This is a genomic window from Agrobacterium sp. CMT1 (assembly GCF_037203725.1).
Classification (GTDB): Bacteria; Pseudomonadota; Alphaproteobacteria; order Rhizobiales; family Rhizobiaceae; genus Agrobacterium; species Agrobacterium pusense.
The window spans coordinates 207139-233152 of record NZ_JBBCAR010000011.1 but is presented as its reverse complement, the minus strand read 5'-3'; the positions used below and the strand labels follow the sequence as shown (position 1 = coordinate 233152).

The 26014-nt window shown below is 58.6% G+C and carries 24 protein-coding genes and 1 pseudogene; 13 read left to right on the top strand and 12 right to left on the bottom strand.

The features are described from left to right. Positions 1-204: 204 nt before the first annotated feature. From WA845_RS15060 to WA845_RS15035, 6 genes are all read left to right on the top strand, one after another. Entirely contained in the window at positions 205-984 is a 780-nt protein-coding gene (locus tag WA845_RS15060; protein ID WP_004438030.1) for an SDR family oxidoreductase, read from the top strand. Next, the gene (locus tag WA845_RS15055; RefSeq protein WP_004438031.1) at positions 981-1688 is read left to right on the top strand and encodes an amino acid ABC transporter permease; all 708 of its coding nucleotides are present in this window, start codon (positions 981-983) and stop codon (positions 1686-1688) included. Before WA845_RS15060 ends, WA845_RS15055 begins: the two co-directional genes overlap by 4 nt. Beyond that, positions 1685-2443 (top strand): amino acid ABC transporter permease, encoded by a 759-nt coding sequence (locus WA845_RS15050; protein ID WP_044459730.1) that lies wholly within the window; start codon positions 1685-1687, stop codon positions 2441-2443. Before WA845_RS15055 ends, WA845_RS15050 begins: the two co-directional genes overlap by 4 nt. Continuing rightward, complete coding sequence (locus WA845_RS15045) at positions 2440-3201, top strand: amino acid ABC transporter ATP-binding protein (protein ID WP_112555446.1); 762 nt, start codon at positions 2440-2442, stop codon at positions 3199-3201. Before WA845_RS15050 ends, WA845_RS15045 begins: the two co-directional genes overlap by 4 nt. 31 nt (positions 3202-3232) lie before the next feature. Beyond that, on the top strand, positions 3233-4069 hold the full coding sequence (locus WA845_RS15040; RefSeq protein WP_112555447.1) for an ABC transporter substrate-binding protein: 837 nt from the start codon (positions 3233-3235) through the stop codon (positions 4067-4069). A gap of 99 nt (positions 4070-4168) precedes the next feature. Beyond that, the gene (locus WA845_RS15035) at positions 4169-4843 is read left to right on the top strand and encodes a 4-carboxy-4-hydroxy-2-oxoadipate aldolase/oxaloacetate decarboxylase (protein ID WP_004438040.1); all 675 of its coding nucleotides are present in this window, start codon (positions 4169-4171) and stop codon (positions 4841-4843) included. 262 nt (positions 4844-5105) lie between these two features. Here WA845_RS15035 and WA845_RS15030 read toward each other — a convergent pair whose 3' ends face one another. From WA845_RS15030 to WA845_RS15010, 5 genes are all read right to left on the bottom strand, one after another. Beyond that, positions 5106-6155, bottom strand: a complete 1050-nt coding sequence (locus WA845_RS15030) for an ABC transporter ATP-binding protein (protein WP_112555448.1) — start codon at positions 6153-6155, stop codon at positions 5106-5108. Beyond that, positions 6155-7201, bottom strand: coding sequence for an NAD(P)-dependent alcohol dehydrogenase (locus WA845_RS15025; RefSeq protein WP_112555449.1), 1047 nt, complete (start codon positions 7199-7201; stop codon positions 6155-6157). Before WA845_RS15025 ends, WA845_RS15030 begins: the two co-directional genes overlap by 1 nt. A gap of 7 nt (positions 7202-7208) precedes the next feature. Next, positions 7209-8027: a carbohydrate ABC transporter permease gene (locus WA845_RS15020; RefSeq protein WP_006698723.1), complete on the bottom strand. Its 819-nt coding sequence runs from the start codon at positions 8025-8027 to the stop codon at positions 7209-7211. Further along, a complete protein-coding gene (locus WA845_RS15015) occupies positions 8024-8887 on the bottom strand; it encodes a carbohydrate ABC transporter permease (RefSeq protein ID WP_004438055.1) in 864 nt (287 codons plus the stop codon). The genes WA845_RS15020 and WA845_RS15015 overlap by 4 nt, the downstream gene beginning before the upstream one ends. A gap of 67 nt (positions 8888-8954) precedes the next feature. Beyond that, positions 8955-10205, bottom strand: coding sequence for an ABC transporter substrate-binding protein (locus tag WA845_RS15010; protein ID WP_112555450.1), 1251 nt, complete (start codon positions 10203-10205; stop codon positions 8955-8957). Between the two features lie 135 nt (positions 10206-10340). Between WA845_RS15010 and WA845_RS15005 the strand changes: the two genes are divergently transcribed. The 3 genes and pseudogenes from WA845_RS15005 to WA845_RS14995 all read left to right on the top strand — a co-directional run bounded on the left by WA845_RS15005 (position 10341) and on the right by WA845_RS14995 (position 12670). After that, the gene (locus WA845_RS15005) at positions 10341-11273 is read left to right on the top strand and encodes an AraC family transcriptional regulator (protein ID WP_006698722.1); all 933 of its coding nucleotides are present in this window, start codon (positions 10341-10343) and stop codon (positions 11271-11273) included. A gap of 152 nt (positions 11274-11425) precedes the next feature. Beyond that, positions 11426-11953, top strand: a pseudogene (locus WA845_RS15000) (lipocalin family protein); the annotation flags it as partial. A gap of 15 nt (positions 11954-11968) precedes the next feature. Next, positions 11969-12670 (top strand): SDR family NAD(P)-dependent oxidoreductase, encoded by a 702-nt coding sequence (locus WA845_RS14995; protein ID WP_162719226.1) that lies wholly within the window; start codon positions 11969-11971, stop codon positions 12668-12670. A gap of 104 nt (positions 12671-12774) precedes the next feature. Here WA845_RS14995 and WA845_RS14990 read toward each other — a convergent pair whose 3' ends face one another. After that, positions 12775-13926, bottom strand: coding sequence for a glucoamylase family protein (locus WA845_RS14990; protein WP_112555612.1), 1152 nt, complete (start codon positions 13924-13926; stop codon positions 12775-12777). Between the two features lie 325 nt (positions 13927-14251). Between WA845_RS14990 and WA845_RS14985 the strand changes: the two genes are divergently transcribed. From WA845_RS14985 to WA845_RS14975, 3 genes are read left to right on the top strand one after another with little or no spacing between them, the layout of a single operon-like run. Beyond that, positions 14252-14911 (top strand): ABC transporter ATP-binding protein, encoded by a 660-nt coding sequence (locus tag WA845_RS14985; RefSeq protein ID WP_034498451.1) that lies wholly within the window; start codon positions 14252-14254, stop codon positions 14909-14911. After that, positions 14908-17316: an ABC transporter permease gene (locus tag WA845_RS14980; protein WP_112555452.1), complete on the top strand. Its 2409-nt coding sequence runs from the start codon at positions 14908-14910 to the stop codon at positions 17314-17316. The genes WA845_RS14985 and WA845_RS14980 overlap by 4 nt, the downstream gene beginning before the upstream one ends. After that, positions 17306-18373: a lipocalin-like domain-containing protein gene (locus tag WA845_RS14975; protein ID WP_077986461.1), complete on the top strand. Its 1068-nt coding sequence runs from the start codon at positions 17306-17308 to the stop codon at positions 18371-18373. Before WA845_RS14980 ends, WA845_RS14975 begins: the two co-directional genes overlap by 11 nt. 69 nt (positions 18374-18442) lie before the next feature. Here the strand turns inward: WA845_RS14975 and WA845_RS14970 are convergent, their stop codons facing one another. Continuing rightward, positions 18443-19384, bottom strand: coding sequence for a GlxA family transcriptional regulator (locus WA845_RS14970; RefSeq protein WP_282454772.1), 942 nt, complete (start codon positions 19382-19384; stop codon positions 18443-18445). A gap of 121 nt (positions 19385-19505) precedes the next feature. On the opposite strand from WA845_RS14970, the gene WA845_RS14965 reads away from it, so the two are divergent. Next, positions 19506-20300: an SDR family NAD(P)-dependent oxidoreductase gene (locus WA845_RS14965; RefSeq protein ID WP_337322437.1), complete on the top strand. Its 795-nt coding sequence runs from the start codon at positions 19506-19508 to the stop codon at positions 20298-20300. A gap of 50 nt (positions 20301-20350) precedes the next feature. Here the strand turns inward: WA845_RS14965 and WA845_RS14960 are convergent, their stop codons facing one another. From WA845_RS14960 to WA845_RS14940, 5 genes are all read right to left on the bottom strand, one after another. After that, positions 20351-20809, bottom strand: a complete 459-nt coding sequence (locus tag WA845_RS14960; protein ID WP_223215420.1) for a 2'-5' RNA ligase family protein — start codon at positions 20807-20809, stop codon at positions 20351-20353. A 125-nt stretch (positions 20810-20934) separates the two neighbouring features. Beyond that, positions 20935-22059, bottom strand: a complete 1125-nt coding sequence (locus WA845_RS14955) for a zinc-dependent alcohol dehydrogenase family protein (protein WP_022563521.1) — start codon at positions 22057-22059, stop codon at positions 20935-20937. A 458-nt stretch (positions 22060-22517) separates the two neighbouring features. Continuing rightward, positions 22518-24086, bottom strand: coding sequence for a gamma-glutamyltransferase family protein (locus tag WA845_RS14950; protein WP_174151638.1), 1569 nt, complete (start codon positions 24084-24086; stop codon positions 22518-22520). A 99-nt stretch (positions 24087-24185) separates the two neighbouring features. Beyond that, a complete protein-coding gene (locus tag WA845_RS14945) occupies positions 24186-25208 on the bottom strand; it encodes an ABC transporter substrate-binding protein (protein WP_112555614.1) in 1023 nt (340 codons plus the stop codon). A gap of 29 nt (positions 25209-25237) precedes the next feature. Then, on the bottom strand, positions 25238-26011 hold the full coding sequence (locus WA845_RS14940; RefSeq protein ID WP_006698710.1) for an ABC transporter permease: 774 nt from the start codon (positions 26009-26011) through the stop codon (positions 25238-25240). Positions 26012-26014: the final 3 nt, after the last annotated feature.

Sequence of the window (26014 nt, the reverse complement as noted above, 5' to 3'; positions counted from 1 at the left end):
GAAGCAGCTTACATCCAATCCCCTGATTTGCAATGTGGCCACGGCCTCGGAGGAAAGAGCGCAGACTCCGGGATCGTTGTTATATTTCAAACAGGAAGGCCTCTCAGACACTCCATAAAACTTGCTTATTACCTCAAAAGTAATCGGTCTTGGGCAAGCACAAAAAGCTTCGCTAATGTCCATGACAACAAAAAGGGGATCATAATGCCTTTCTCCGACTACAAGACCGCACTCATCACGGGCGCTTCTTCAGGTATCGGCGCCGCAGTCGTTGAACGACTTCGCAGGGAAAATATCGAAGTTCACGCGGTTGCCCGAAGCGCCGCTGCTCTCCACGATCTGGCAAAGCGCACTGGCTGTGTAGCGCACGCCATCGACGTCACCGATCGCGCCGCCATGAGCGCGCTTGTCGATACCATGCAGTTTGACATTCTGGTCAACAATGCCGGTGTCGATCGGCCCAAAAAATTTCTTCAGGCCGACGCCGAAGATATCGATCTCCTTGTCGATGTAAACCTTCGTGCCGTCCTGCATCTTTGCCGGCTGGTGGTGCCCGGCATGGTGGAGCGTGACCGCGGGCACGTCATCAATATTTCCTCGATTGCCGGAAACTACAATTTCGGCGGCAATTCCACCTATCATGCGGTGAAGGCGGGTGTTGCCATGTTGTCGAACCAGTTGCGGATCGACGCATTCGGCAAACGCGTCCGTGTAACAGAAGTCTGCCCCGGCCGCGTTGCGACAGATATCTTCAATCATGTCCATGGCGACGACCCGAGCGTGCGTGAACGCTTCATCGACGGTTTCGAACTGCCAAAGCCGGAAGACATTGCGGATGCGATTGCTTTTGCTATCGCCGCACCGGTTGCCGTCAATATCGGCCATATGGAAATCACGCCCACCCTGCAGGTGATGGGCGGTCTGCAGACGGCCAGACCGCAGGACGTCAATGAAGCCTGCAACGCCGGGGAGCAAAAGCCGTGAACGGCTTTGATCTTTCGGCAATACTCAGCAATCCCGAATATCTGGGAATGCTGGCGCACGGTCTTGAGATGACGTTTGTCATCTTCTTTGGGTCGTGGTCGCTGGCCATGGCCCTGGCGCTTATTCTCCTGTGCATCCGGTTCTCACCCTTCCGGTTCGGTGACCGCCTCGTGGCGGCTTATGTGTCGTATCACCGCAATGTCCCGACGCTGGTGCAGCTCATGCTGTGGTACTTCGGCATATTCACCCTGCTCCCGTCGGGTCTATCGAACTGGCTAATAAATCATAATGCAGAGTCGATTTTTGCGGTTGTGGGACTTGGCCTCTGTCAGGCCGCTTATTTCAGCGAAGATTTGCGTTCCGGCCTCCGCTCTGTCGGCCCCGGCCAGATGGAGGCAGCAAAAGCGCTCGGCCACAGCTATCTGTCTGCGATGCGTTTCGTCATCATGCCGCAAGGGGTGCGGAATGCCTTGCCACCCCTTATCAATCATAGCGTCTCGCTTTTCAAGAACAGCAGTCTGGCATTGGTGATCGGTGCGTCTGAACTGACCCACGCCATCAAGGAAATCGAAAATCTCAGTTTCCAGACGTTCGAGATCTACCTCGTCGGGACGGTGCTCTACCTTGCGATTTCACTGCTCATCATGGCGGCCGGCGCTTATCTTTCCATGCGGCTCGATCCCGCGACGAGGGCCCGCGCATGATCGGCGACATCATTACCATTATTCAAGATCATTGGTTGCTGCTGCTGATCGGCCAGTATCCTAACGGTCCGCTGGGCGGTCTTGCGAATACGGTCATCCTGTCGGCGCTTGCCATCGTCCTGGCGTTCCCCGTCAGCATTCTCATGGCGCTTGCGCGTCTGTCCAAATGGCGTCTGTTGCGGTGGCCGGTCACGGCGCTCGTTTACGTTACCCGCGGCGTACCGCTGCTGATGCTCATCCTGTGGACCTACTTCCTTATTCCGCTTTGGACCGGGGCGGACGTGCCAAGCTTCATGATCATGCTGGTGACGCTGGTCGTCTATCAGGGAGCGTTCCTCAGTGAGGTCGTAAGAGCAGGGATCATAGCCTTGGGCGAAGGCCAGTTGGATGCCGCAAGAGCCCTTGGCCACAGTTATATGGGCGCGATGCGCTTCATCATTCTGCCGCAGGCGCTGTACAACATGATCCCGAGCATGATTTCCACCTTCGTCGCGACAATCAAAGACACGACGCTGGGTTACGTCATCAATGTGCCAGACCTGACATTCGCGGCAAGCCAGGTGAACAACCAGCTTCTCACGCAGCCATTCCAGGTCTTCCTGATCCTCGCCGTCGTTTATTACGCGATCTGCTGGAGCCTCACCTATCTCGCCAATTCGGTCGAACGCCGCATCGCCAGACGCCGCGCCGGCGTGGTGGCCCGCACGCAACAGGCAGCAATGGCTCAAGCCAAAATCATCACGGAGCAGCCATGACCACTTCAGCATCCTCGACACAGCAGACGATCCGCATTGCCAATGTCTGCAAAAGCTATGGCGACTATCAGGTTTTGAAGAATATCGACGCCGACGTCGCTCGGGGCGAAGTTGTCGTTATCTGCGGCCCGTCCGGTTCTGGCAAATCCACGCTGATCCGCACGGTCAACCGGTTGGAGGAAATCAATAGCGGTTCAATTACGCTCGATGGCCAGGATATTCACGCTGCGACGAAAACCAGAGAGCTTAATCTGCTGCGCAGCCGCGTCGGGTTTGTTTTTCAGAGTTTTAATCTATTCCCGCATCTCTCGGTGCTGGAAAACATCACAATTTCACCCATCCGCGTCAAAGGCGTGGCGGCGGATGTTGCCCGCTCCAAGGCGTTGCAGCTTCTCGAACGCGTTGGCCTTTCCGACAAGGCGGGAGCTTACCCCGGGCAACTATCCGGCGGCCAGCAGCAGCGTGTCGCGATTGCTCGCGCTCTTGCCATGGAGCCGCCCGTGATGCTGTTCGATGAGCCCACCAGTGCACTCGACCCCGAAATGGTCGGCGAGGTACTGGCCGTCATGAAGGGCCTTGCCGCCGAAGGGATGACCATGCTGTGCGTCACCCATGAAATGGGCTTTGCGAGAGATGTCGCAGACCGCATCTGGTTCATTGATGCCGGTGAAATCCTGGAGAAGACGACGCCACAGGAGTTTTTCACCACACCACGCCATCCGCGTGCGCAGCGGTTTCTGGCCGACCTGCGTCACTGATACATAATCAACCATAAGAGGAGAACGAGACATGAACTGGAAATGCCTGACACTCACAGCGATCATCGCCGGTACGGCACTTGCCGCACCCGCGTCAGCCGACCAGCTGGACACCATCTTGAACAACAAGGTGCTGCGTTGCGCCACTTTTGCGGACGTTGTGCCCTTTGCTGCGCCCGACCCCAAAACTCGCGAAATGGCCGGATTTGATGTCGACCTCTGCAATGCGATTGCTAGAGAACTGGGCGTGAAGGCTGAAATCAAGCCGGTTTCGGTCGAGGCGCGTGTCCCAGAGGTCAAGCTCGGGCGTGTCGACATTACCGTCGCCAACCTTGCTTACACGCAAAGCCGCGCCGAGCAGATCCAGTTTAGCGATCCATATTACCTCGCCAAGGAAATGCTGATCGTTCCCGTTGACGATGCCGGACAAAAGAAGGCCGATTATGAAGGTCAGCGTGTGGCCTCGACGAAGGGCTCGACCTCGGAAATGTCGATCAAGCTCAACAAGTCGGAGCCCTTGACGTTCCAGGACACAGCCTCCGCCTACCTCGCCGTTCAGCAGGGTAAGGCACGCGGCATGGTAGCCAACACCATGACGACGACCAAGTTCGTCAACGAGTCCAAAACCAAGGGTAAGCCAATGCGCATGATCGAGGAGCCGATGTTGTATCAGCCGATCGGCATCGGTATGGCGAAGGATAATCCGAAGCTAACTGCGAAGGTCAATGAAGTGCTTCGCAAGCTGGATGCTAACGGCGAGATCAACAAGATCTGGGACAAGTGGCTCGGCCCGAATACTGAATACAAAATGGCCCGCACCGACAAGGTCGTTCCGCTGTCCGAACTGAAGTTCGATCCCATTCCCTGATCCTGCCCCGAGTTGCTCTCGGGCAAGAACTCCACCAGACGAAACATTCATTGCAGGCGGCGGGATGCTCTCGCCGCAGGCCTTACCGTGGGAGGTCTTATGATCCACATAAAAGATATAGCAGAGCGGCCGGGCAAGGCCGACATCGAAGCACTTTCGCAGTTTTCGCCAGCCACCATTCATGAGGCGCAGGGACGCAGGGGCGCGCTGTCATCGCGGCTTAAACCCGTTGATCACCGGATGAAGCTGTGCGGACCCGCATTTACGGTCAAATGCGCCCCCCGCGACAACATCATGTTGCAGCTTGCTATCAACTACGCCACACCGGGCGATATCATCGTCGTTTCCGCAGGCGAGTATGAAGAAGCCGGTTCTTTCGGCGATGTGCTTGCCAATGCCTGCCTGGCAAAGGGGATCGGCGGATTGGTTACCGACACCGGTGTCCGCGATACCCTGCAATTGAGAGAACTTGGCTTTCCGGTATTCTCGCTCAGCGTCTGCATCAAGGGAACTGTAAAGGAAACCATTGCCGCCGTGAACGACAGCATCATCGTTGGCGGTGAGATTATCAATCCCGGAGACATCATCGTCGGTGATGCCGATGGTCTCGTGGTCGTGCGTCGGGAAGACGCCCAGGAAACCGCCCGGCTATCCCGGGTTCGCGAAGATGCCGAGGCGGGCTATATCGAGGCCTACAAGCAGGGAAAATCCGTTATTGAAGTCAGTAATCTTGAACCTGTCTTGAAGGCCAAAGGTCTTCTCGTCGATATCTGACCGGGAAGGCAACGAAAGCCACGAGCGCACCAAGCTCCAGCAACTGAACGGCGCAGGCGACCAGCGCGCCGTTTCACGTCGGAGATTCCGACGACGCTTTCGCTTTTCGCTCTTTCTGCGTCACTTCGTTGAAATCCGGGTGCTTTCCGGGTGATCGACCGACGGATGGATGGGAGAAAGTGGAACCCGATGGACCGCCTGAGCTGCATCACAGGCGTTCCATTGCGCGGCACGCCGCCATCCTGGGCCGGTGTCACCACGGTTAATTCAGTCTCAGGCCCGATCCGGGATCAAAGACGTGAATATCAGAAGAGGCGACTTCGACTCCGATTATTTCGCCAATTGCTGGTCGTATCTCGGCGGGCACGGAAATGTTGATCTCGTGGCGATCATTCTTGAGGCAGATAAGGCGTGTCTCGCCGTGGAACTCATTGCGCTCAACGGTTCCACGAAACGCCTTGGCATCGTGGTTCAAGCGGAATGATCCCGGCCTGATCCCGACGGTGACCTCACCGGAGCGCAGACCAGCAGGGGCAGCAAACTTCACGAGATCGTCGCCGACGCCCTCCGGCGTCATCTGCAATTGCAGGAAATTCATGTTCGGAGTGCCGATGAAGCCTGCGGCAAAGATGGTTCGTGGTGTCTGGTAAATCTCTTCAGGCGTGCCCATCTGCTCGATCCGTCCGTCTTTCATGAGGACGATACGATCGGCAAGCGTCATGGCTTCGAGCTGGTCATGAGTGACGTAGATGCTCGTCGTTTTCAGGTCCTTGTGGAGCCGTGCGATTTCAACACGCAGACTGCCCCGCAGCTTTGCGTCGAGGTTCGAAAGCGGCTCGTCGAAGAGAAAAACTTCCGGCGTCTTGATCATGGCGCGGGCAATCGCCACACGCTGTTGCTGTCCGCCCGACAGTTCCGTGGGCTTGCGCGCAAGGTAGACGCCAAGTCCCAGCGCATTGACCACGGGTGCGAGACGCTGATCGATTGCGGACTTTCCAATACCGGCCCTCTCGAGCCCGAAGGTGATGTTGTCCCGTACGCTCATATGAGGGTACAGCGCATAATTCTGAAACACCATGGCGATGCCCCGGTCGCCGGGGTCGCGGTCGTTCATCCGCTCGCCGCCGATGAGAAGATCTCCGCCGGAAATTTCCTCAAGCCCGGCAATCATTCGCAGCATGGTGGATTTCCCGCAGCCTGACGGTCCGAGAAAGACGACGAATTCGTGGTTATCGATCTTGAGGTCAAAATCCCGCATGACCTCCAGCGAACCATAGACTTTCCGGATTCCCCGGCATTCGACGGTGGCCATCAATGCGTCTCCCCATTCATCACGATCTGCAGCTTCACATCTTCCGGCCGGCCTTCGGCCGCCCTCTCGAAAGCGGCAATCGATTGATCGAAGGCATAGGTGCCGGAGACCAATGGTTTCAGGTCAACCTTGCCGGCGGCAATCAGCGCCAAAGCGCGATCGAATACGTTGGCGTAGCGGAAAACCGTCTCGATACGGCATTCGCGGAAGCAGGCTGCTGCAAGGTCCACGGCGACGGGTTCCGGCGGCAGGCCGACGATAACAACCGTTCCGCCTGGGCGGACGACCTTGAAGAGATCCCGGACCGCAGCCGGCGCGCCCGAGCATTCGAAGACTATGTCCGCTCCCCAACCTTCGGTTTCCTCATTGACCGTCTGAACGAGATCAACCTCCTTCAGGTTGACACCGGTTATGCCACCATAGCTTTCGGCAAGTTTGAGCTTGGTCGCGGAAATGTCCGAAATGAACACCCGAGAGCAGCCACCGGCCAGAGCGGCGAGCGCCACCATGATGCCGATCGTCCCGCAGCCGGTAACGACCGCGGTATCGCCAGGCGTGATGTTGGCCCGGGCGGCCGCCTGCATGCCCACGGCAAATGGTTCGACCATCGCCCCTTCGGCAAAGGAGACATTGTCCGGCAGCTTGTAGGTGAAACTCGCCGGATGAACCGTTTCGGGGCAAAGCACACCGTGCACCGGTGGCGTCGCCCAGAAGGTGACAGCGGGATCAACATTGTAGAGGCCGAGCCGCGACGCGCGAGATTTCGGATCGGGAATGCCGGGCTCCATGCAGACGCGGTCGCCGGGCTTCAAATGCGTTACGTTCGCTCCGGTCTCGATGACGGTCCCCGCGGCCTCGTGGCCGAGCACCATTGGCTCATTGACGACGAAGTCACCGATGCGCCCGTGCGTATAATAATGCACGTCGCTGCCGCAGACACCGACGGTATGCAGACGAATGCGAACGTCATCCGGCCCCAATTGCTGAGAAATTTCGATGTCGCGCAGGGAAAGTTCGCCGACACGTTCGAGGACAAGTGCTTTCATGGGTCAGTCAACCTTGATCAGTTTTCTTGGAAAATGCGGCATTGAGGCCACCTGCAAGCACGCCGAGCAGGATCAGTGGCGGCAGCGACAAGAGGACGACGGCGGCGTTGAGGATGCCCCACGGCACGTTCATGCCGAGCTGCGACATTTCGGACGCGATGATCGGCAGGGTTTTCGCCTTCGAGGTCGTGAGCATCATGGCAAGCAGGAACTCGTTCCATACAAGAACGAATGAGAAGGCGACCGCGCCAAAGACCTGGAAACGGGCAATTGGCAGGGCGATGCGGAAGAACGTCGCATAGGGACCAAGTCCATCCACCCGGGCAGCCTCTTCAACGTGTAGGCTGACGCGCTCAAAAGCCGGCACGGAAAGCCATATGGTTATTGAAGCAGTGACGATGAGATAGGTCACGATCAGCGACAGTCTCGTGTCGTAGAGATCAAGACCAAGCCAGATGACCAGCATGGGAATGGCGATTGCGACGGGCGGCAGGAAACGGAGCGACAGGACAAAAAACTGCGCTTCCGCCGTGATCCTGTTCTTGAATCGGGCAATCACATAGGCGGCGGGCACACCGAGTACTGCGCCGAGGACGACCGCACTCGAGCAGATGATCAACGAGTTGGTGAGCGCGCGCGCGACCGAACGGCGATTGAGCACATAGCTCATATTGTCGAGGACAGGCTGGAAGACGAGTTTAGGCGTCGATACCAGCAGGTCGGCATTGGTCTTGAAAGCGTTGAGCAGGGTCCAAAGCAGCGGCAGCACGACAAGTGCGGCGGCCAGAACCAGCAACACCCTGAGGAAGAAAGTGGAGACTTTCATCGGTTCAGCCTCTTCCACGTAAAGGTAAAGGTGACAATGGTCAGGACCATCATGATGACAGCCATGGAGGAGGCGTACGAAATCTTGCCGGCTTCGATGAAGCCCTGCGAATAGGCGTACATGTCCAGCGTCTCGGTAGAGATGCCGGGACCACCGCGCGTCATGACGTAGACGAGATCGAAGGAACGCAGGCTCTCGATAGCCTTGACGAGGAGCAGGCTGATCAAGGGCGCTTTCAGCATCGGAAGCGTTACAAAACGATGGATTTCGAAGCGGCTCGCGCGATCGATACGTGCGGCTTCCAGCGGCTGCGGCGGCAGGGATTCCAGAAGCTTCAGGATGATGACTGCAAAGAACAAACCCCACTGCCAGACATCAACGAAGGCAACGGCAAGAAGGGCGCCGAGGGGTGTCGACAGAATATCGGGCGTAATGCCGGTGAGTTCCCTGACCGGCCAGGTCAAGGCGCCGTAGAGCGGATGAAAGGCGAATTTCCAGACGAAAGCGGCGCAAACCCGTGGCAAAAGAACGGGAATGATGAAAAGCACGCAGAGAACGTTTCGTACGCGAGGGCTTGCGGCCTCGAACATCGCAATCCCGAGAGCAAGCCCGGTCACCATGGTCATTGAGACGCTGATGACCTCCCACTTGAACGACACCCAAAGCGCGTTCAGAAAACGTGCATCTGAAAACAGCGCGGCATAATTGGCAAACCAGACGTAGTCCGCGTCGGGCGCAGACAGCGTGCGGTTTTGCAGGGAGATGTTGATGGCGTAGACCGTCGGCACGAGCGCCAGAACGATCAGGATGCTGAGAGTGGGTCCAAGAAAGACGTAAGGCAGCGAGCGGCCGCGGCGCATGGCAGATCCTCGGGTGGGGAAAAGGGGGCGCGTCACTGGACGCGCCCTTCAGACGGCTTGGGAGGCGTCAGAGTTTGGCGGCGAAAGCTTCGAGTTCGTTGAGCGTCGCCTTGATATCGGTGCGGCTGCCGGTGATCAGCTCTTCGAGCATGATGCCCCACTGGTTGCCCAGTTCCTGCCAGCGCGCATCCTGCCAGAAGGTCACGGTGGTCTTTTCACCGGTCGCGGCCATGGCATCGGCAAGGTTCTGGCCGAAGGTCTTGGCATATTCCGGGCTCTGGTAGGTGCTGGTGCGCGTCAGTTCGCCCGGCTGGCCGGCGGCGAGGCGGCGTGCTTCCTGTTCCTTGGATGTCGCCCAGGCAACGAAGAGACCGGCGCAGGCCTTCTCCTCGTCAGTCTTGTTGGCCTTGGAAGCAATCGCAAAACCATGGGCGTAACCGGCGCCGGGCAGCGGCGACGGCGGAACCGAGAAAGCGACCTTGTCCGCAACCTGGCTCTGGGCCTTATCGACGGACATGCCGCCAAGAGGTGCGGATTCGATGATGATCGCCACCTTGCCGGAGCGGAAAGCGCCGGTGGACTCGTCCCAGGAGCCGGTCTGCGTGCCCGGTGCGGAATATTTGAAGAGCTCGAGATAGGTCTCGGTCGCCTTTACGGCCGCATCGGAATTGAAGGCAGGCTTGCCATCCTTGAACCACTCGCCGCCATTTGCCTTGAAGAAGGGCATCCAGCGCCAGACATTGGCGCCTGAACCGCGCTGACCGCGCAGCGCAGTGCCGTAGACGCCATTGGCCGGGTCATGCAGCTTCTTCACGGCGGCAAAATATTCGTCCCATGTCTTTGGCGGGGCGATGCCCGCCTTTTCCAGAAGGTCGGAGCGATAGACCATCAGGTCGCCGCCGCCCTGTACCGGTGCAAACCATTCCTTGCCGTCGTAGGTCGCAGCGGCGCGCATGCCGGCGTCGAAGTCCTTGTAGTCGTATTCTGCCGGGTAAAAGCCTTCGAGCGGAACGATCCACTTTGACGAGGCAAAAAGCGCCAGATTGGCTTCGTCAACGTAATAGACGTTGAAGCTACCGACTGTCGAGGCGTCGGCCTGCGACTTTGCGCGGCGATCATTCTCGTTGAGATAGCTGATCTCGAAGCCTGCGCCGGACAGTTCTTCGAACTCGTCGACATATTTTTCGAGAAGGGTCAGTCCGTCGCGCGGCTGTGCCAGAACGCGCACGTCGCTCGTGCATTGTGCGGCGGCAAACGCGCTGGACGCGGCAAATAGGGCAACAACCGCGCAGCCTGCGCGGAGAGCATTGAGTGTCATGATGTCCTCCCTTGGTGGCAACTCCCGTGCCATCGACGCGTCCAGATTTGCGCAAGCGACGGGCGCAAACTAGTTGGCGTCAGTCACAGAACTGGTATTATCTTGACATTTGTACGCCATAACATGAGCAGATGAATGCGTATTGCATCAGACTTTCCTCAATCAGTATCTGAGACCTTCACCGCCACGCGCGAGCAGATCGTCTTGCCCAGAGGCGCTTCCTATCTGATCCGCCGGGACGACTATCCCAACCCGATCTGCATCTGGAACTATCATCCCGAATGGGAAATTCACTTCATACCTGATGCTACCGGCTTCGCTTATGTGGGAGACTACATCGGTTCGTTCCGTCCGGGGCATCTGGTGCTCACGGGGACAAACCTTCCCCATAACTGGATTACACCGGGCGCGCCGGCCTTGCCCGGCCGTGACATGGTCCTGCAGTTCGACGCGGATGCCTTGATTGGCGTCCGCTCGGTCTGTCCGGAGTTTGACGTGCTCTACCGACTGAAACCCCTGGCGCAACGCGGGATCGAGGTTCTGGGGGAAGACGCGTTCACTATCGGGGCAAAGATCCTCAGGCTGCATTCGGCAGGACACCGCGGCGGACTGGGTCTTTTTCTGGAAATCCTCGAGGATATCGAAACAGCCGCCGAGAAGCGGCTGCTCGCCAGCGAACACTTCATATCCGTTTATAATCAGGTGTCTGACCGCAGACATCGCAGGATCGATCAGGCGATCCAGATACTGCAATCGAATCCTGCCGCGCAAATGCAGGAAGTGGCAGAACTGGTCGGCTTCGAGCCCTCCGCATTTTCGCGTGCCTTCCGGCGCCTGACCGGCATGAACTTCTCCGACTATAGCCGTTCGGTGCGTGTGTGGCGCGCGAGAACCCTGCTTGCGGAGACCGAGACATCGATTACGGATGTCTGTTTCGAGGCGGGCTTCAACAACCTGTCGAACTTCAATCGTTACTTTCGGATGGAGATGGGGCTTACACCTCGAGCCTACAGAAAGGCCGCTCGCATCAGGGCGAAATCCGTTATCGCAGGACCATCAGCGAAATAGGGTTTGCCGATGGCCTGAACGGGCCTGCGTGTGCAACGCTTTCTGACGCGGATGCGTTCTATGCCGCCAGCGTTCGTCTTTCATCGCTGTGGGGTATGCCGCAAAGGCGGGCGGATACCTGGACCTATGGGCGCCATCAACAGGAGGAGTTCATGCACACAGGTATCAAGCAGCTGATCGGAGCGCTAACGCTTGCGGTTGCGCTATCGGCGCAATCCGCTTCCGCCGCCAGCCCAAAGCCGGTGCCGGTTGGGAGCGATCATTACCGCGGCACGTGGCTTGAGATTGGCCGTATGCCGATGCTGCTCACGGACGGCTGCGTCGCCGGCTATTCGACATACCGGCAGGGCAGGACTGCAAACGAGGTTCTGGTGGAAGACGGCTGCCGGGTCGACACTCCGCAGGGCCGGCTGAAAACCATCAGGGGCGTCGGCAAGATAGAGGACTTCGGTTCTGCGAATGCAAAGATGCGGGTTCGCTATCCTCTCCTCATCACTTTCAACTATTGGGTCCTGTATAAATCCCCGGACAAATCGTGGTTCATCAGCGCCAATCCCTCCACGGATGACGTGTGGATCTACGCCAGAAGCGTTCCCTCCAAAAGCAAACTTCAAAGAATGATCGCAGAAACGCGCAAGCTGGGTTACGACGTCAACAAGCTTGAGTTTCCAGCTCAGCGCCAAAGGACCCTGACGATGCTGCATTCCCTCGCAAATGGTTACAGGGCGATCGTGATAGGGGCATCCGGCGGCATAGGAGGGGCTTTGCTGTCTCTTCTTCAGACAGATCCTCGTTGCGCGCTCGCCCTGCCACTCTCGCGCAGTGGAGGTGATCTTGATATCACCGACGAGGCGAGTGTCGCCGGGGCTGTCAGCCGTCTGTCAGATCAGCGCGGCTCGTTCGATCTGGTCTTTAATGCAACGGGTGCGCTGACGATCGATGGCGTCGGACCGGAAAAGACGATCAAGGCGATTGATCCTTCCCAAATGGCCAAACAGTTCGCTGTCAATTCGATCGGACCAGCCCTGCTGCTGAAGCATTTTGCGCCGCTTCTGAAACGGGAGGAACGGTGCGTTTTTGCCTCGCTGTCCGCACGCGTCGGATCGATAGGAGACAACAGACTGGGCGGCTGGATTTCCTACAGGGCATCGAAGGCCGCCCAGAACCAGATAATCCGAACCGCGGCGATCGAAATCGCGCGTACCCATCCTCAGTCCATCGTGGTGGCGCTCCATCCGGGCACGGTGGATACTGATCTCTCGCAGGCCTTTTCAAAGGGCCGGGAGCGCTTTTCACCGAAACACGCCGCAGCAAGTCTCCTGGCAACGATAGATGGACTTACGCCCGCCCAGACAGGGCAGTTCTTCGCCTATGACGGCCGCAGGATAGAGTGGTAGGGCCGTGACAGCGGCGAAGGGAGGCGCAAAACACCTCCGTCAAGTGATTAAACTCTACCTTCCGGGGTCCGCTGCAGCCGATCATAGGAACTGGCAGGTCTCCGTTACCGCGACGCCAGGAGATCATCTGTTTCCCGGTACCTGTCCGTGTGAAAGCCCAGCTTTATCAAGCCACGGCTGACCTCCGCCGCATTCATGAATAAATCCCAGATCAGGCCGCTGCGATGGTTTTCCATCATAGCAACTACGGGCCCCTGATCGATGGCGAGATGGGTTTTTGAAACCCAGCCGGTGGACGGCTGGAAGGAATCCATCAGGCCGAAACGACCCCTTAGTGCGCCGCCACGCCATTGCAGAAAGCGCACAGCCGCCCGTATCGATCGAACCGGCAGGAACGGTATGCTAGAGAGCGCAGCCGTCGTGGTAATGATGCCATGGTCATCGGTTGGAGAATTGACGGCATACCCCTTCGGCCCGTCGCAGGCCGATAGACCCCATCCGTCTTCCGGCGCATAACGGGTGCTGCAATACCGATAGTTGATGAGGCTATGGGCATGGACCTGCTCGAGATAATCATTGCAATAGGCATCACCCAAACCGCGCGGATCGAGAGTGCAGAATGAATATTGCGACAGGAAGAGCGGACCTCCATACGGCTCGCCGAGCGGCAGCCTGACGCCAAGATATCTCGCGCCGTTTCTGATCTCGCCATCGCGCGCCCAGCCGGAGTGGTAGGAGACCGGGTTTATTGGATGCGCGGCCGATCCTGCCGCAAGAACGTAAGTGACCAGAGCCTCGTTCCATCCCGCAATCGGCAGGTTCTTCGCCCAGCCGAAGCGGGGGCTCCAATGCCAGTAGAGAGGGCCGGGCTTTCCCTGTGTAAACCAGTTCCACTCCACTGCCTCCACGATGTGGGTAACCGACCGGCGCAGATCCATTTCCGTCGATGTCGGCTCGTCGAAGAACTCGCGGGCGCAGATCAGTGCCTGAACCAGAAGTGCAGTCTCAACGAGATCGCCGCCGTCATCGAACTTCGCAAATGGAATTGTCTTTCCGCCGGAGCTGTGGACAAAATGCGGAAAAGCGCCGTGAAATCGCTTCACCGCGCCGAGAGATCGCAGCATAAGGTTCGCCCGATCGATCGCCTCCTGCCGCGTAATCCAGGACCGGTGAACGCCGACAATGAGCGCAAGAAATCCGAACCCCACCCCCGATATGGATGTGATTTCGTGGATCGTCTGACCATCTGATCCCATGCGGTCCCTGGGAAGTCCGCTCTCACGATGGCTGCCGGACCAGAAGTAGTCGAAGGTAGTGCGATGCAAGTCATCAAGTTCAGCAGAAAATTCGTCCGTCACCTCAAACCTCGAATGATCCGCAGCAAATCGCAACCACATCCGCAAACAGGCTTATCCGACTTGGTCATTGATTCCAAATACCCGTGGAAGTGGTGGACATCGTATTGGTAGACAAAATCGGGGCCGGCTTCTGTCTCGCGCCAAGGGAACATCGTCGGGTCAGCTTGGTTGAAATCTGTGACCACATCCGATCATATAAGATCAGTTAGAGACCAAAGCTCCCATGATCCTATCAATTTCCGGCCTCAGAAAGACCTATCAGACCGCCGAAGGGACGATACCGGTTCTCAATGGCGTTGATCTGAGCGTTGACGCGGGAGAGAGCCTTGCATTGACGGGAGAATCCGGCAGCGGCAAAAGCACGCTCCTGCATCTTGTTGGCGGCCTTGATCTGCCCGACAGCGGCACCGTCAGGGTGAACGGCCGTACGATCACCGATCTTAACGACAGAGACCGCGCAACATTTCGCCGGCATGACGTCGGTTTGATTTTTCAGCAGTTCAATCTGATTCCGAGCCTCGATGTCGGCTCCAATGTCTCTTTCCACGCAAAGCTCGCGGGCCGTTTTGATCGGACGTGGGAAAAGACACTGGTCGAAGCCCTGGGAATTGCGGCGCTCCTCGACCGTTATCCCGAGCAGCTCTCGGGAGGGCAACAGCAGCGGGTTGCGATCGCAAGGACGCTTGCGGCCCGGCCGCCGCTGATCCTTGCCGACGAACCGACCGGCAATCTCGACGAGAACACCGCAGATATCGTTATCGACATCATGCTGCGACTGACGACGTCAGCGAAAATCGCGCTTCTGCTCGTCACCCATTCCAGCCGGCTCGCCGCAAAACTTGATCGGCGCATTGCCCTCAGCGGCGGAAAGGTGTCGCAATGAACGCGACCGCCTTCAGTGCGCTGCTCTCGCACTGGCGCTACAGACCACTGCAATTCTTGATGCTCGTCATGGGCGTGGCGCTCGCGACAGCGCTATGGTCTGCCGTACAGGCCATCAATTCCGAAGCGCGTGCCAGCTATGACAGGGCGGCCTCGCTATTGTCTCAAAACCAGCTGGATCAGCTGGTCGCCAAAGACGGCGGCATGATAGCCTTGGAAACCTACGCCAGACTTCGCCGGGCCGGCTTGGATGTCTCTCCGGTCATCGAAGGTCAACACCGGTTCGGGACGACGCGTATCAGGCTGATCGGGATTGACCCGTTGACGATGCCCTCGGATGGATCGGTACTTCCCCCTTCGGACCGATCCGGCCTTATAGACTTCATGACCGCGCCCGGCGTTATGATCGTCTCACCGGCGACGGCCAGCGCCTTAAAGGATACGGCGGGTCTTGCCGTCAGACCGACGGCCAATATTCCCGACGGGGCGGCTTTTGTCGACATTTCCACTGCCGCCCGCATCCTCGAACGCAAAGGAGATCTCAGCCGGATCGTCATTTCACCCTCACAAGCAGTTGATCGTCAGGCAATCGCGGTTGCAGCACCGGACCTGACAATAAGAGAAGCGGGCGGGCGATCGGACGTTGCGCGGCTCACCGACAGTTTTCATCTCAACCTCACGGCATTCGGCTTCCTTGCTTTTGTCGTTGGTCTGTTTATCGCCTATTCCGCAACCGGTCTGTCATTCGAGCAGAGACGAGGCACCTTCAGAACCTTGAGATCGCTCGGCATCTCGCTCGGCTCACTCACGGTGATGCTCGTTTTTGAAATTACGCTTTTTGCCCTCTTGTCCGGCGCCTTTGGCGTCGTTCTCGGCTATGTCATCGCTTCTGCACTTCTGCCAGGGGTTGCCGCGACGCTCAGTGGGCTTTACGGGGCGAGCGTTTCAGGCTCACTTTCCATCAGGCCTGAATGGTGGCTGGCTGGTCTAGGCATGGCGCTGATCGGGACGTGGCTTTCCTCGCTGCAACATCTATGGCGTGTCTGGCGGATGCCGATATTGTCCGCGGCGCATAGCCGGGCATGGACAATGGCATCGGTCAGGGGGCTGGTGCTACAGGCAACAATCGGCACATTTCTGATCGTGCTGTCCGGCCTGCTTGTCTGGACTGGCAGTGGGCTCCTATCCGGATTTGCGGTTCTGGCCGCGCTGCTGCTCGGCGCGGCATTCATTCTTCCTCCTTTTCTCTCCTTTGCCATGAAGGCAGGCGAACACGTTTCCCGACACATACTGGTGCGATGGTTCTTTGCAGATACGCGTCAGCAATTGCCCGGGCTCTCCCTTGCTTTGATGGCATTGCTGCTTGCGCTATCGGCCAATATCGGCGTCGGCACGATGGTCTCGAGTTTTCGAGAGACATTTCTGGGTTGGCTCGATCAGCGACTTGCAGCAGAGGTTTACGTGACAGCGCGAGACGAGACGGAAGCCGAGAAGCTACGCCAGTGGTTTCCTCAACATACGCGCGCGGTTCTGCCCATCTGGAGCAGCCGTGGTGACGTTTCAGGCGAACAGGTGCAGATTTTTGGTGTCGCCGATGATCCTACCTACAGGGATCATTGGCCGTTGATCCTTCGCTCGCCCACGACCTGGGATGAAATCGCGAGCGGCCGGGGCGCAATCGTCAATGAGCAGTTGTGGCGGACCGGCAAGGCTTCACCTGGCCAGAAGGTCCAGTTGCCAGGTGGCTGGAGCGCTACCGTCGTCGGCGTATTTTCGGATTACGGCAATCCGTCCGGACAGGTGATTATCGGCATTGATACTCTTGTTGAGCACTATCCGGATGTCGAAAAACTGCGATATGGCCTTCGCCTTGCGCCGGAGGAGGTGGCGGATTTTCGACGCAGCCTGATGGACGAGTTCGGCCTGCCGGAAGCCAATATCGTTGACCAGGCATCTCTTAAGCGGCAATCCGCAGCCATTTTCGAGCAGACCTTTGCGGTGACGGGCGCCCTGAACGTCCTGACGCTCGGCGTTGCCGGTTTTGCGATGTTTTCAAGCCTCTTGACGCTCGCCTCACTCCGGTTGCCGCAACTGGCCCCGGTCTGGGCGCTCGGACTTCGCCGTCGTGATCTGGCGTGGCTGGAGTTTATCCGCACACTCGCTTTGTGGTTCATAACTTTCGTGGCCGCCATTCCCGTCGGGCTTGTTTTGGCCTGGGTTCTCCTCGTGATCATCAATGTGGAAGCGTTCGGATGGCGGCTGCCGATGATCCTCTTCCCGATGGAATGGCTGAAACTGGGCCTTGTCGCCCTCGTGGCCGCCATCATGTCGGTTTTGATCCCGGTCCGGCGATTGGCGAAAACGACACCCACGGACCTTCTCAGGATATTTGCCAATGAACGCTAGGCCCATCATTCGTCTTTTTTTCGTCTGTTGTCTTCTCGCGCCGGCGGCATCGGTAGCGCAGGGTTTCGCCGGACTGGGGTCAAATGCGGAAGGCTTCAGCGTTCCACGACGAGGGGTGCCGCTGGTTTTTCCACGGGAGCATGGGCCGCATCCGGACTTCAGGATCGAATGGTGGTACGTCACCGCAAATCTCCAGACCGCCGACGGTGAGCAGCTAGGGGCTCAATGGACGCTTTTTCGTTCGGCGCTCCAGCCCGGCGAGCGGGCAGGATGGGCGGATCCGCAGATCTGGCTGGGCCACGCCGCCGTGACAACCGCCAGCCGCCATTATGTTGCCGAAAGACTGGCGCGCGGCGGCATTGGACAGGGGGGTGTCGGGGTCGCTCCTTTTAAGGCGTGGATAGATAATTGGGAGATGAAGACGGCAGTGACCGGACATGCCGACCCTCTCGATAAAATTGACTTGAACGCCAACGGCAAAGGTTTCCATTATCAGCTCAAACTTCAGGCAAACGGCCCGTTGGTTCTTCAGGGGGACAGGGGCTTTTCGGTCAAATCAGCCGCCGGGCAGGCCAGCTATTATTATTCCCAGCCCTTCTACGAGGTCAGCGGCAACGTCGTTCTTGAGGGCCGGGTCCTGCAGGTGACAGGCAAAGCCTGGCTCGATCGTGAGTGGTCATCCCAGCCCCTCGCTTCCAATCAGACGGGATGGGACTGGTTTTCCCTCCACCTCGCATCCGGCGAAAAGATGATGGCGTTCAGGCTGAGAGATGACGAGGGAGGTTATACGTCTGCCAACTGGATTTCGGCCGATGGCACGACCTCGCCGGTCGATCCCCGGGAGATACAGATTTCGCCCTTGCGGACCGCAACGGTGAACGGCAAGGCGGTTCCGGTGGAATGGAACCTGAAGATTCCAAGCCGGGGTCTCGACATCAAAACGACGGCGCTGAACGAGCAGGCATGGATGGCGACCTCGACCCCTTACTGGGAGGGACCAGTCGAATTTACGGGAACGGCCTCGGGACGAGGCTACCTGGAAATGACCGGTTATTGAACTCGGCTCTAAAGCGTCCGGGGTTTCACCCGGGGGGAAAGGGCACTTATCTCTCTTCAGACTATCTAATCAGGCGGTCCTTGCAAGCCGCCTGATGGTTTGCGGCGGTTGTCCATACTGCCGCATGAAGGCATCGCGCATGCGCCGAAGATCGACGAAGCCACTTTCGCGCGCGATCTGATCCATCGGGTGCCGGGTCTCCTCGATCATCAGGCGAGCTGCCTCAAGGCGGATTTGCTCCACGGCCTTGGCGGGTGTCTGGCCGGTTTCGGCATGAAACGCACGGCTGAACTGGCGGGGCGAGAGTGCCGCGACCTCAGCCAGTTCCTCGACGGTCAAAGGGTTGGCAAGATGTGTCTTCGCATGGATCAGCGTCTTCTGGATGCGGTCACTGCTGGGTGCAAGTTGAAGCAATTCAGAATGTTGCGACTGACCGCCGGCACGGCGATGATGCATTACAAGTCTTCGGGCTATCGCGCCTGCCACATCGCGTCCCAGATCTTTTTCGATCAGTGCCACTGCGAGATCCAGGCCGGCGGTCAGGCCGGCCGATGTCCAGACCGGTCCCTCGTTGATGAAGATGCGATCGTCTTCAACGCGCACCTTTGGGAAGGACCTGCGCATCTCCTGCGCATAGGACCAGTGGGTGGTTGCGCGCCGTCCGTCGAGAAATCCCATTTGCCCAAGCAGAAACGATCCGGTGCAGAGCCCTGCGACCCGCCGCGATGCCCTGGCCATTGCGCGCAAGGTGGCAAGCGTTGGTTCATCCTGCTGCGGAGGCGGAAGGAGGCCTGCCAGAAGAAGCAGTGTATCCACCTGTCCCACCTCATCGAGTTTTGTGGTCGGTACGGAAAAACCGCTGGACGACATGACAGGGCCACCTTCGACCGAGGTGATCGAGAGCGTATAATAGGCTTCATCCCTCAACACATTGGCCAACTCGAAAGCAGCTTGGACGCCCAGCGCGAGAAACTGGAAACCCGGCGTCAGCACCATGGAAATATGAGGCACCCGTTCCTCCTATCCTGTGTCTTAAAAACGTAGTTTATACGTCATATCGGACAAATGTCATCTGGTCCATAACGTCCGTGTCGAAAGCGATGGCGCTTTCCCCCGAACAAGGAACAGACCAATGACCACAAAGGGAACTGCACTTATCACCGGCGCCTCAACCGGCATCGGCGCGATCTACGCTGACCGTCTAGCCGCGCGCGGTTATGACCTGATCCTTGTAGCCCGAAACGGGGACAAGCTGCAGTCGCTCGCCTCTGAGATATCGAACAAGACGGATCGTGTGGTTAAAGTGCTTGCCGCCGATCTGGGCGATACGGCCGATCTTGCCCGCGTTGAAAAAGTGCTGCGTGAAGACGCCAACATCACGGCGCTGGTCAACAACGCCGGTATCGGCACCCACACGACGCTGCTGGAAAGCGATGTCGATCGCATGGAAGCCATGGTCCGGCTCAACGTGACCGCTTTGATGCGCCTGACATACGCGGCAGTGCCAGGCCTGGTGGCGCGCGGCGGCGGCACGGTGATCAATATCGCTTCGATCGTTGCGGTTGCGCCAGAACTGCTCAACGGCGTTTACGGTGGTACCAAGGCTTTTGTGCAGGCGTTTACCACATCGCTCAATCACGAACTCGCGGACCGTGGCATCCGGGCGCAGGCCGTCCTGCCCGGTGCCACCCGGACCGACTTCTGGGCAATCGGAGGCCTGCCGGTCGAACATCTTCCCAACGAGATCGTCATGCAGGCCGAGGATATGGTCGATGCCGCGTTGGCCGGGCTCGATCAGGGGGAAACCAGCACCATTCCCGCGCTCAGGGATGTCGAGCTATGGCACGCCTATGAGGTGGCACGTCTCGCGCTCGGCCCTCAGCTTTCCGCCACCCGGCCGGCAACGCGTCTGATCGCGGCAGCCTGAAACGTCCGCCCTTTATGGTTTGAGACAATCGGAATCTTCGCCGCAGCGTATCAATCGGTGAACGGCACGGTGGCCTCCCTTTCCCAGGGGCCACCGAGATATCTCCACAGGTCAAGCCCTACAATCGTGATGTCGTGGGGCGAGAAGCCATCTGCAAGCGTGCGATAAAGCTCGTTCGCCTTCGCTCGCGAAGCCTTGTTTTGAACCGTGATGTGCGGTCGCCACGCCTGCATGTCTTGAGAGCCAAGCCATTGGACGAAATCGCTCCGCAGGGCACCACGAACCGAGCTCAGCGTCGCGCTTTCGATCGTGAACGCGACGCCAGCACCGAGGTGACGGACACCGCTGACTTGGGCCGAAATCACGCTGGTACCTTTCGCAATGGATCGAAGGCTCTCGCCAATTACATCAACATATTCGCCCGGCAGGCGGTAAAACATCGTCAGATGCGCCCGCAGGAAATTCCGGTCCTGCGGGAAATATTGCTGACGAAGCAGATCGAAGGGCATGAGATCGTGCTCTGCGATGCGGGCTGTCAGGATCATCGGATGGCGTGTCTTCAAATTAGCGGATCCGGGCTTGTCGCCCGGGTTTCCGAAGCGATCTCGGTGGCAGTGGCATCCCGTCGCAGCTCCTAGAACTCGATGACCTGGCGTACGGCGCTTCCGTCATGCAGGCGGTCGAAACCTTCGTTGATATCCTCGAGCTTGAGCCTTGCACTGAGCAAACGGTTCACCGGCAGCCGCCCATCACGGTAAAGCGCGATGAACCGCGGAATATCGCGGACGGGCACACAGGTGCCGATGTAGCTGCCTTTGAGTGTCCTCTCCTCGGCAACCAGTTGCACGATGTTCACCGGCAGGGTCGCGGACGGCGGCGGCAGGCCTGCGGTCACGGTCGTGCCGCCGCGTTTGGTCATCCTGAAGGCATTTTCGAGAGCGGGAATGGAACCGGCCATCTCGAATGCATAGTCAGCGCCGCCGGAGGTAAGCTGTCGAACCTGTTCGACGGCATCTTCATCGCGTCCGTTCACCACTGCTGTCGCACCAAGTTCACCAGCAAGCGCCAGCTTTTCCTCTGAAAGATCGACGGCGACGATCTTGCTGGCGCCAGCCGCCCGGGCTCCCAGCACCGCGGCAAGACCAACGCCACCCAGCCCGATGACGACGGCGGTTGAGCCGGCCTTTATCTCAGCCGTATTCACGACTGCGCCCACGCCTGTCAGAACCGCGCAGCCGAAAAGCGCGGCTTCCACAAATGGCAGGTCGCGGTCGATCTTGATAAGTGAATTGCGCGAAACGACGGCATATTCGGCAAAAGCGGATACCCCGAGATGATGATGGACGGCTTGACCGCGATAATTCAGCCTCATCGCGCCGCCGACAAGTGTTCCTGCTGCGTTGGCCGCAGCACCCGGTTCGCAAAGCGCTGGCCGACCTTCCGCACAAGGCAGACAATGCCCGCAGCTCGGCATGAAGACCATTACGACGTGATCACCCGGTTCGAGGTCCCGGACCCCATCCCCAAGGGCCTCGACAACGCCGGCTGCCTCGTGCCCCAGCGCCATCGGCATTGGCCGGGGCCTGTCACCGTTGATGACGGAAAGATCGGAGTGACAAAGGCCGGCGGCGCGGATGCGAACGAGGACTTCGCCGAGGCCGGGCTGCGAAAGTTCGATTTCCTCAATCGCAAGAGGCCTGCTTTCGCGGTAAGGAGGAGACACATTCATCCTCTGCAACACAGCTGCTTTGACCCGCATTATTCCCTCCTTCACCGACTTTCCCCAGAAATACACGATATCCGTCCACCAGTAATGCAAGGAGTGGCATAAACTGTTTTGAATTGGATTGACCAACCCGTCCGGCGTGCAAAAACCGCCGAGGAGCGTCGTCTTGTCCCGTATAGCCAGCGCGGTCTGAACGCGACGGTTTCGACGGCGAAACGCGCTCCGCGCGGCCTTTGCGCGTGGACGCGAAAGCAATGGCCAGATGCTACAGACCTGCTTTGGAGCAACGCAGTGAACACTCCGCTCGATATCGACGGATACGGCGGTAGAACTGGGTGCGCTCGAGCCCGAAATGAGCGCCCGCTCAATCACGAGTTTCGAAGAACAGTGGCAAGATCAGGATTTGCTCTTCACGAAAATCGCGCCGAGGGCAGGAAAACCATTCGATACTCTTTGAGACCAAGGAGGACGCCATGAGAGCTGCTGCTTGATCACGGAAACCACGTTGCTGATTTTCGATCGGTGGAAACACACATGGCAACGCCTTCACCACGTGGATCGTGGGATCCAAGAATCGTTTCTTGATCCTGGATGCAGATGACGCCCGCCTGTCCGAAAATCGGCGACAGTGCCGGCAGTGGCAAGACGTCATGCCCAAGCGCAGTCAGTCCCCCGATAATGTTCGCGTCAGGCGACTGCTCGACTTTCAGGCTGTGATGCACGTCGGAAAATGTCTTGCCAAGCAGAAAACGAGGTTGTGCCAAAGCCTGTTCGGGCGTCATGCCGTAGTCGAGCAGGCCTGTGAGCACCAGCGACAATGTTTGCGGCTGGCCATCTGCCCCTTGCGTTCCGTAAAGCAAATAGGGGGATCCATCCTTGAACGCGATGCCCGGGTTGAGGGTATAGAAGGGCCGCTTTCCAGGCTTTATGGCGTTCGGATGGCCGCTTGCAACCGAAAACGCCGCGCCGCGGTTCTGCCAGATGACGCCGGTGTCGCCAACGACCACGCCGCTGCCCCAGTCGAAATATGTGCTCTGAAGCACGCTTGCACAGCGCCCCTGCTCGTCGGTTGCCGCGAAGAAGACCGTGTCACCATGCTGGTAAGCATGAGGCCATTCGAGCGCCCGCTCGTGGTCGATGGCCTGAGCTTTCTTCTCAAGCCGGGTTGGGTCAAGAAAGCCGGGAGAGTGGCCGTCGGCGAAATCCGCGTCGGCGATGTGCTCGCGATCGAGGAACGCCTGTTTCACGGCTTCAACCAAAAGATGGTAACGCGCTGTGCTTGATGGCGGTAGTGACGCCAAATCCAGCCGGGACAGAATGCCAAGGATTGCAAGTGTGGAAACCCCTTGCGTCGGCGGGGGCGGGGCGAAAAGCGTTACGCCGCGATAGTCCTGCGACACGGGTTCCGCATCGCGGGTGCGGGTGAGCTGCAAGTCGACAGCAGTGATCGGCGAGCCCAGCGAAGCCATCGCCTCTCCAAGGCGGCGCGCCAACTCTCCCTCATAAAACGACCGATAGCCATGCTCGGCGATGTGCCGAAGGGTTCGAGCGAGCGGACGTTGCGTGAAAATGCCCATGCTTGCTGGATGATCAAACGCGGCTGCGAAACCCGGCCATTGGGCTATTTCGGGGCGTCTGAATTCAAGCCAGAAATCTTGTGTGTTGCCCGGCTGGTATCCGCTTTCCGCAAAAGCTATTGCGGGCATCAGAAGATCGGAAAGCTGCTCGCGGCCTTGCCAATGCTGCTGTCCAAACGCCAGGGCATGACCCCAGCTATCTACCGCGCAGGCGGTCGTTATCATGGAAGAGGGGCCGCGCAGCGGGATTGCCGTCTGATAGTCGGGAAGGACCGCCGCGGCCTGACCTATTCCCAGAAAGGACCGGCAGAGGCCCTGCTTGTCGGCGACCAGCCATACGGCATCGCCGCCCAGACCGCAAAAATGCGGCATCACCACCGCAAGTGCCGCAGCGATCGCAACGGCCGCCTCGGTAGCATTGCCGCCACGTCTTAGTACCGCTGCGCCGGCTTCGCTAGCCAGGGGATGTGGACTGGTGACCATTCCCGGCAGGGCAGCTTCCGGCACAGGTAGCGACATGATATTTCCTCTCTTGACGGACTGGCCGGAAACTTCCGGCCAGGGATGCACATCGTGGCTCGCTCAGTCGATCTTGTAGGCGAGCTGGCGGTCGTCCAGGGACGGCAGGAACTGGCGGGTGAATACCTGTTCGGGCTTTGGCTTGGAAGGCAGCTGATAGCCTTCGGCCACGATATCGATCGAACGCGCAAGACGAGCGTCATCAACGTCGCCGAGGCCGAGCCTTTCGACTTCCGGCGAGATGATCAGGTTCTCGTAGGAGAATTTCATGCGCGCAAGTTCGAGTTCTTCCTTGGCAAGATTGTCGTAGGCCAACACGGCCTCTATGCCTGCCCTGGAATTTTCGGCGATTTCCCTGGTGGCCTTGTTCACCGCGCGTACCAGTCCCTCCACCGCTTTCGGGTTTTCCCTGACGAGTTTCTGCGACACCATCATGCCGTTGGCGTAGAGATCAAGGCCATAATCGCCGAAGGACAGCCAGTTATAGTCCTTTGCCGGGTCCTGGCGATTATTGATGAGGTTGAACCAGCTGGTGATGTTGAACACGAGGGCGCCGTCGATATCGCCCTTGATGAGCATCGGCTCCTGCAGGTTGGGACCCATGTTCTCGATCGCGACCTTGGTCATGTCAACCTTGTTGATCGTACCCAGCACGTTGACGAGGCGAGTTGTAGGTGTGCCCTGCGCACCGCCCAGCTTCTTGCCTTCCAGATCGGCCGGCTTGGTGATGTTGGTTTCCTTCTTGCTGACGATGGCGAAGGGCGGCTTGCTCCAAAGCTGGTAGACCATGACGGGCACGTCGTTCGGCCGTGTGGCGGCATTCTGGATGATGGCATTGATATCGCCGAAGCCGGCATCGTAGACGCCCGACATGATACGCGTGACCGTTGCCGCCGAACCCTCGCCCTGATCGATGGTGACATTGAGGCCCTCGTCCTTGAAGTAGCCCTTCTGCAAGGCGAGCAGGAAGGGGGCGTCCGAGCCTTGCGTCTTCCAGCCGAGGGTGAACTTGATATCCGTGTCAGCCCGGGCGACACCGCCGAGGCAAAGGCTAAGTGCAAGAGTCGAGATCAGTTTCTTCAGCATGTCTGGCTCCATTTGTTTTGAGTAGATGTTCAGGCGGCAGTGAAATCCTGGCCGCGGGCGGCCCAGCCCGTGACGCGTGCCTCGATAAGGGAGAAGGCGACGTAGAGAAGCACACCCAGAAGGGCGAGGATGAAAAGGCCAGCAAAGACCAGCGGCACATCGAAATTGGACGAAGCCGACATCATGACATTGCCGATCCCGCGGTTGGAGGCCACGGTTTCCGACAGGACAGAGCCGACGAAGGCGAAGGTGACGGCGATCTTCAGCGAGGCGAAAAAGAAGGGCATCGTGCGCGGCAGTCCGACATTCCAGAGGATGTCGAGCTTGCTTGCGCCCAGCGATTTAAGCACGTCCTCCAGCTCCGGCTCTGTCGTTGCAAGGCCGGTAGCGATGTTGACGACGATCGGGAAGAAGCACATGGCGAGCGCAGTGAGAATTGCCGGCACGGAGCCGGAGCCGAACCACAGAACGAAGATTGGCACAACCGCTACCTTGGGGATCGACGAAAAACCGATCAACAAAGGGTAAGCCGTATCGTAAGCCACGCGCGACACGCCGATTGCAGCCCCAATGGCAACGCCGACCGCCACTCCGAGGACAAAGCCAACCATCGTCGTCCAGAGTGTCTGTATTATATGTGGCACGAGGATCGGAAAGCGCTCGACCAGCGTCTGGAAGACCTGGCTTGGACGAGGCACGACGAGATCGGACACCTGCAAGGCGATACAGAGGATTTCCCAAAGGACGAAGAACGCGAGGATGAGAGCGGCGGCCCAGAAGCGGCGGCGCAATTCGTAGGTCATGGG

What these genes read in the sequence shown, in the direction of transcription:
- WA845_RS15045 (WP_112555446.1), top strand. Translation starts at nt 2,440, where the DNA reads ATGACCACTTCAGCATCCTCGACACAGCAGACGATCCGCATTGCCAAT.
- WA845_RS15050 (WP_044459730.1), top strand. Translation starts at nt 1,685, where the DNA reads ATGATCGGCGACATCATTACCATTATTCAAGATCATTGGTTGCTGCTG.
- WA845_RS15030 (WP_112555448.1), bottom strand. Translation starts at nt 6,155, where the DNA reads ATGGCCACCGTCGAATGCCGGGGAATCCGGAAAGTCTATGGTTCGCTG.
- WA845_RS14980 (WP_112555452.1), top strand. Translation starts at nt 14,908, where the DNA reads ATGAACGCGACCGCCTTCAGTGCGCTGCTCTCGCACTGGCGCTACAGA.
- WA845_RS14975 (WP_077986461.1), top strand. Translation starts at nt 17,306, where the DNA reads ATGAACGCTAGGCCCATCATTCGTCTTTTTTTCGTCTGTTGTCTTCTC.
- WA845_RS14955 (WP_022563521.1), bottom strand. Translation starts at nt 22,059, where the DNA reads ATGCGGGTCAAAGCAGCTGTGTTGCAGAGGATGAATGTGTCTCCTCCT.
- WA845_RS14965 (WP_337322437.1), top strand. Translation starts at nt 19,506, where the DNA reads ATGACCACAAAGGGAACTGCACTTATCACCGGCGCCTCAACCGGCATC.
- WA845_RS14945 (WP_112555614.1), bottom strand. Translation starts at nt 25,208, where the DNA reads ATGCTGAAGAAACTGATCTCGACTCTTGCACTTAGCCTTTGCCTCGGC.
- WA845_RS15025 (WP_112555449.1), bottom strand. Translation starts at nt 7,201, where the DNA reads ATGAAAGCACTTGTCCTCGAACGTGTCGGCGAACTTTCCCTGCGCGAC.
- WA845_RS15005 (WP_006698722.1), top strand. Translation starts at nt 10,341, where the DNA reads ATGCGTATTGCATCAGACTTTCCTCAATCAGTATCTGAGACCTTCACC.
- WA845_RS15020 (WP_006698723.1), bottom strand. Translation starts at nt 8,027, where the DNA reads ATGAAAGTCTCCACTTTCTTCCTCAGGGTGTTGCTGGTTCTGGCCGCC.
- WA845_RS14995 (WP_162719226.1), top strand. Translation starts at nt 11,969, where the DNA reads ATGCTGCATTCCCTCGCAAATGGTTACAGGGCGATCGTGATAGGGGCA.
- WA845_RS15035 (WP_004438040.1), top strand. Translation starts at nt 4,169, where the DNA reads ATGATCCACATAAAAGATATAGCAGAGCGGCCGGGCAAGGCCGACATC.
- WA845_RS14940 (WP_006698710.1), bottom strand. Translation starts at nt 26,011, where the DNA reads ATGACCTACGAATTGCGCCGCCGCTTCTGGGCCGCCGCTCTCATCCTC.
- WA845_RS15040 (WP_112555447.1), top strand. Translation starts at nt 3,233, where the DNA reads ATGAACTGGAAATGCCTGACACTCACAGCGATCATCGCCGGTACGGCA.
- WA845_RS14960 (WP_223215420.1), bottom strand. Translation starts at nt 20,809, where the DNA reads ATGCCCTTCGATCTGCTTCGTCAGCAATATTTCCCGCAGGACCGGAAT.
- WA845_RS14950 (WP_174151638.1), bottom strand. Translation starts at nt 24,086, where the DNA reads ATGGTCACCAGTCCACATCCCCTGGCTAGCGAAGCCGGCGCAGCGGTA.
- WA845_RS14985 (WP_034498451.1), top strand. Translation starts at nt 14,252, where the DNA reads ATGATCCTATCAATTTCCGGCCTCAGAAAGACCTATCAGACCGCCGAA.
- WA845_RS15015 (WP_004438055.1), bottom strand. Translation starts at nt 8,887, where the DNA reads ATGCGCCGCGGCCGCTCGCTGCCTTACGTCTTTCTTGGACCCACTCTC.
- WA845_RS15060 (WP_004438030.1), top strand. Translation starts at nt 205, where the DNA reads ATGCCTTTCTCCGACTACAAGACCGCACTCATCACGGGCGCTTCTTCA.
- WA845_RS14990 (WP_112555612.1), bottom strand. Translation starts at nt 13,926, where the DNA reads ATGGGATCAGATGGTCAGACGATCCACGAAATCACATCCATATCGGGG.
- WA845_RS15010 (WP_112555450.1), bottom strand. Translation starts at nt 10,205, where the DNA reads ATGACACTCAATGCTCTCCGCGCAGGCTGCGCGGTTGTTGCCCTATTT.